This is a genomic window from Elioraea sp. Yellowstone (assembly GCF_006704265.1).
GTDB lineage: Bacteria > Pseudomonadota > Alphaproteobacteria > Acetobacterales > Acetobacteraceae > Elioraea.
Genome location: NZ_VIKA01000212.1, coordinates 1 through 4,240, shown reverse-complemented (window position 1 = coordinate 4,240; position 4,240 = coordinate 1). Strand labels below are relative to the sequence as shown.

The 4,240-nt window shown below is 75.0% G+C and carries 5 protein-coding genes; 4 read left to right on the top strand and 1 reads right to left on the bottom strand.

Annotated elements, in window-relative coordinates; genetic code table 11:
- Window positions 1-69: 69 nt before the first annotated feature.
- A complete protein-coding gene (locus FK498_RS17650; RefSeq protein WP_141856887.1) occupies window positions 70-1,326 on the bottom strand; it encodes a bifunctional 2-polyprenyl-6-hydroxyphenol methylase/3-demethylubiquinol 3-O-methyltransferase UbiG in 1,257 nt (418 codons plus the stop codon).
- Window positions 1,327-1,341: 15 nt separating this feature from the next.
- Here FK498_RS17650 and FK498_RS17645 point away from each other — a divergent pair, with 15 nt between their 5' ends.
- The 4 genes from FK498_RS17645 to FK498_RS17630 form a co-directional block, all read left to right on the top strand.
- Window positions 1,342-1,908, top strand: coding sequence for an RNA methyltransferase (locus FK498_RS17645; protein ID WP_141856885.1), 567 nt, complete (start codon window positions 1,342-1,344; stop codon window positions 1,906-1,908).
- A gap of 44 nt (window positions 1,909-1,952) precedes the next feature.
- Window positions 1,953-2,453, top strand: a complete 501-nt coding sequence (locus tag FK498_RS17640; RefSeq protein WP_237561002.1) for an invasion associated locus B family protein — start codon at window positions 1,953-1,955, stop codon at window positions 2,451-2,453.
- A complete protein-coding gene (gene rlmN, locus FK498_RS17635) occupies window positions 2,450-3,628 on the top strand; it encodes a 23S rRNA (adenine(2503)-C(2))-methyltransferase RlmN (protein WP_141856881.1) in 1,179 nt (392 codons plus the stop codon). Before FK498_RS17640 ends, rlmN begins: the two co-directional genes overlap by 4 nt.
- A 61-nt stretch (window positions 3,629-3,689) precedes the next feature.
- The coding region (locus FK498_RS17630) for an MFS transporter (protein WP_161988476.1) at window positions 3,690-4,240 on the top strand (551 nt) is incomplete at its 3' end.

Here is a 4,240-nt window from a genome sequence, read left to right as displayed (position 1 = left end):
AGCTCGGGCGTCGGCGTGCCGTCCGGCCGGGCCGGGAAGCCGAACACGACGATCCACGCGACCACGCCGCTATCCCCCAGGCGGGGCGGCGAGCAGCAGCCGGTTCATCGCGTTCAGGCCGGCGTAGAGCGCGCGCCACTCGCGCCGCGCGCGCTCCGGCGGGGCCGCGAGTCCGGCCAGCACGGCGCCGACCGGGGTGCGCCCGTCGATCCGGCGCAGCATGGCCGCCCCGAGCGGCGGCAGGGCGACCGGCAGCGACACGCCGTCCAGATCGAAGGCGAGGCGCCCGCTCGTGCCGGCCTGGGTGGCGAGCGCGGCGCCGTCGAGCTCGCGCAGCACGGGGATGCGCGTCTCGTCGCCCGGATCGGGCGCGGTCCAGCCTTCCGCGGCGCGCACGGCGTAGACGATGTGCACCGCCATCGTGCCCGACGCGGCCTCGGCGAGCGCAGTGCGTTCCGCCCAGGGCAGCGTGGCGGCGCGCGCCTTCAGCCGCGGATCGGCAAGCCAGGTCGCGGGGTCGTAGCGTGCCGGCTCGATGAAGGCGGCCGGCGCCAGCCCGGCGCCCGCCAGCAGCGCGAGCAGGTCCGGCACGGTGTAGGCGCGGTCGCGCGCGTGCAGCAGGAGGTCGACCAGCCCGGCATCGCCGCCCGCCAGATGGTCGCGCACGAAGGGGTTGCGCGCGAGCCAGTGCGCCGGATGGAGCCCCCGCACGAAGCGCCGCGCCGCGTCGATCCGTGCGTCCGGCTTCAGGCCGGGCGGGGCGAGCAGGCGCAGCGCGTCCTGCGCCATGTAGACGCCAGTGCGCCCGTGCGGCGCATAGACCATCAGCCCGATCCCGCCGCCCGGCGCGAGCACGGCGACGAGCGCCGCGAGCCCCGCCGCCGGGTCGGGCAGGTGGTGCAGCACGCCGCAGCAGTCGATGTAGTCGAACGGGCCGAGCCCGAGCGCGGGCAGGTCGAGGATCGAGCCCTGCACGAACGTCACGTTCGCGAGCCCCCTTGCGGCGACCCGTTTGCGCGCGATCCCGGCTGCCGCAACCGAGCGATCGAGATACGTCACCCGCCCGGGCCTTCCGGCCCGCGCGAGCTGGGCCGCGAGCATCACGCAGGCATCGCCCGTGCCGCCGCCCGCGATCAGCGCGTTCAGGGGACGCGCCGGATCGCGCCGTGCGCCGAACACCCAGTGGTCGATCTCGGCGAGATGGGAGGGGCTGCCCACCACCAGCCGCTTCGCCTCGTCGCTGGCGTCGCGCGCGGGGTAGGGGTAGGCCTCGTACTGGTCGGCGACGATCGCGTCGGCCGGGTCGTGCGACCGCTGGTCGGTCATCGGGGAAGCCTTGTCATGGAGACCGCACGCGGCTGGTTCGGCATCGGCATGGAGGGGGTGAGCAAGCCCGGCAACGCCGGCGCGCTGTTCCGCACCGCCCACGCCTTCGGCGCCTCCTTCCTGTTCGCGGTGGGCGACAGCCCGGGGATCGCGGCGACGCGCGCGACCGACACCTCGGACGCCACGCGCCACCTGCCCTTCTACCGGTGGCCGTCCGCGGAGGCCATGGCCCTGCCGCGGCTCTGCCGTCTGGTGGGGGTGGAACTCGCCGAGGACGCGGTGCCGCTGCCCTCGTTCCGCCACCCGCCCCAGGCCGCCTACGTGCTGGGTCCCGAGCGCGGCAGCCTGAGCGCGGCGATGCTGGCGCGCTGCGACTTCGTCGTGCGCATCCCGACCCGATTCGCGATCAACCTCGCGGTCGCAGGCGCGCTCGTGATGTACGACCGCTGGATCGCGATGGGCCGGTTCCCGCCGCGCCCCGTCGCCTCGGGCGGGCCCGGCGCGGTCCAGCCTCCGCCGGCGCATGGCCGCCCGCGCTTCCGCCGCGGCACGCCCGCGCTGCTGCGCGGCGAGGAGGGGTGAGCGCTCGCTTGAGACCCGCGCGCCCGCCCCGTATGTATCCGCCCATGATGCGCGCCCCTATCTCCGTCCTCGCCCTTCTCACGGCCGCGCCCGCGCTCGCCCAGCAGCCGGGGCCGACCTCGATCGGCGTCTTCCAGGACTGGCAGGCCGCCACCCTGACCGAGGGCGGCAACAAGGTCTGCTACGCCTTCACCCGCGCCGCCCGCAGCCAGCCCAATGTCGCGAATCGCGGCGAGGTGGTGCTGACGGTGACGCACCGGCCGAACAGCCGCGACCAGGTGGCCGTGCGCGCGGGCTACACCTATCCCGCGGGCGCCGAGCCCGCAGGCACGGTGGAGGCCGCGGCCGGCAATGTCAGCCTGGCGTTCTTCACCGCCGGCGATGCCGCGTTCGCGCGCGACCGCGCCGAGGCGATCCAGGGCTTCCAGCGCGGCCGCGCGCTGCGCCTGCAGGGGCCGGGGCCGCGCGGCGGCACGGTGACCGACACCTTCAGCCTGCTCGGCTTCTCGGCCGCCTATCGGGCGATCTCGGACGCCTGCCGATGACCGCGACGCTCACCCCGGCGGAGGCGGCGCGGATCGAGGCCAAGTCGGCGCTCTTCGCCCCCCCGCCGGCGGTCGAGCCGGACGGCCGGCGCGATCTCGTCGGCCTCCCGCGCGATCAGCTCGCCGAGGCGCTGCTGGTCGTCTGCGCCGACGAGCGCGAGGCGAGGCTGCGCGCCAAGCAGCTCTGGCACTGGATCTACCACCAGGGATGCCGCGACTTCGCGCGCATGAGCACGATCGCGAAGCCGATGCAGGCGCGCCTTGCCGACCACTTCGTGATCGGCCGGCCCGAGGCGAGGACCGACCAGCGCTCGGCCGACGGCACGCGCAAGTGGCTGTTCCGCTTCCGCGACGGCCAGGAGGCCGAGACCGTCTACATCCCCGACCGCGAGGAGGATCGCGGCTCGGTCTGCCTCTCCTCGCAGGTCGGCTGCACGCTCACCTGCCGGTTCTGCCACACCGGCACGCAGACGCTGGTGCGCAATCTCGGCGCCGGCGAGATCGTCGGCCAGTTCATGGCCGCGCGCGACGCCTACGGCGAGTGGCCGAGCCCGAAGGGCGAAGCCCCGCGCCTGTTGTCCAACATCGTGCTGATGGGGATGGGCGAGCCGCTCTACAACTACGAGAACGTCGCCCAGGCGATGAGGATCGCGATGGACGGCGAGGGGATCGCCCTGTCGCGCCGGCGCATCACGCTCTCGACCTCGGGCGTCGTGCCGATGATGGACCGTTGCGGCGCCGAGCTCGGCGTCAATCTCGCGGTCTCGCTGCATGCGGTGCGCGACGAGCTCCGCGACGAGCTGGTGCCGCTGAACCGCAAATATCCGCTGACGATGCTGCTGGAGGCGTGCCGCCGCTATCCGGGGGCGTCGAACGCGCGGCGCATCACCTTCGAATACGTGATGCTCAAGGGCGTGAACGATTCCGAGGCCGACGCGCGCGAGCTCGTGCGGCTGATCCATGGCATCCCGGCCAAGGTGAACCTGATCCCGTTCAATCCCTGGCCGGGCTCGCGCTTCGAGACCTCCCCGGCCAGCGCGATCCGCCGCTTCGCCGAGATCGTCATGGCGGCGGGCTATGCGAGCCCGATCCGCAGCCCCCGCGGGCGCGACATCCTCGCCGCCTGCGGCCAGCTCCGCACGGCAAGCCAGCGCGCGCGCCGGGCCGCGGCCTGACGGGCGGCGCCGCGCGCCGCGGGTCTTTCGCGCCGCGCCGCGCCGGGCGATGGTCCGGCGCGTGAACCCGCCCGCCCCCCTGCCGCTGCCCGTCCTGATCCTCACCGGCTTCCTCTCCGGCACGGGGATCCGTGTCGCCGATCCGCTGCTGGCCCTGATCGCCTCCGGCTTCGGCGCTTCGGTCGCCGCCGCCGCACCGGTGGTGGCGGGGTTCACCCTCGCCTACGGTCTCGCCCAGCCCGTGCTCGGCCCGCTCGGCGACCGGCTCGGCAAGCTCCGCCTGATCGCGGGCTGCATGGCGCTCTATGGTGCTGCCACGCTCGCCGCCGCGCTCGCCCCCTCGCTCGGCGCGCTGACGGCGGCGCGCGCGGTCGCGGGCGCCTTCGCCGGCGGGCTCATCCCCGTGGCGATCGCGCTGATCGGCGACCGCACCTCGTACGAGACCCGCCAGGCGACGCTCGGCCGGTTCATGACCGGCATGGTGATGGCGAACCTGATCACCGCGCCGCTCGCCGGCGTGGCGGGCGATGCGGTCGGCTGGCGGCCGGTCTTCGGGCTGCTCGGTCTCGCCGCCCTGGCGGCCGCCGTGCCGCTCTGGCGCGAGGCGGCGCG

What these genes read in the sequence shown, in the direction of transcription:
- FK498_RS17650 (WP_141856887.1), bottom strand. Translation starts at nt 1,326, where the DNA reads ATGACCGACCAGCGGTCGCACGACCCGGCCGACGCGATCGTCGCCGAC.
- FK498_RS17645 (WP_141856885.1), top strand. Translation starts at nt 1,342, where the DNA reads ATGGAGACCGCACGCGGCTGGTTCGGCATCGGCATGGAGGGGGTGAGC.
- FK498_RS17640 (WP_237561002.1), top strand. Translation starts at nt 1,953, where the DNA reads ATGATGCGCGCCCCTATCTCCGTCCTCGCCCTTCTCACGGCCGCGCCC.
- rlmN (WP_141856881.1), top strand. Translation starts at nt 2,450, where the DNA reads ATGACCGCGACGCTCACCCCGGCGGAGGCGGCGCGGATCGAGGCCAAG.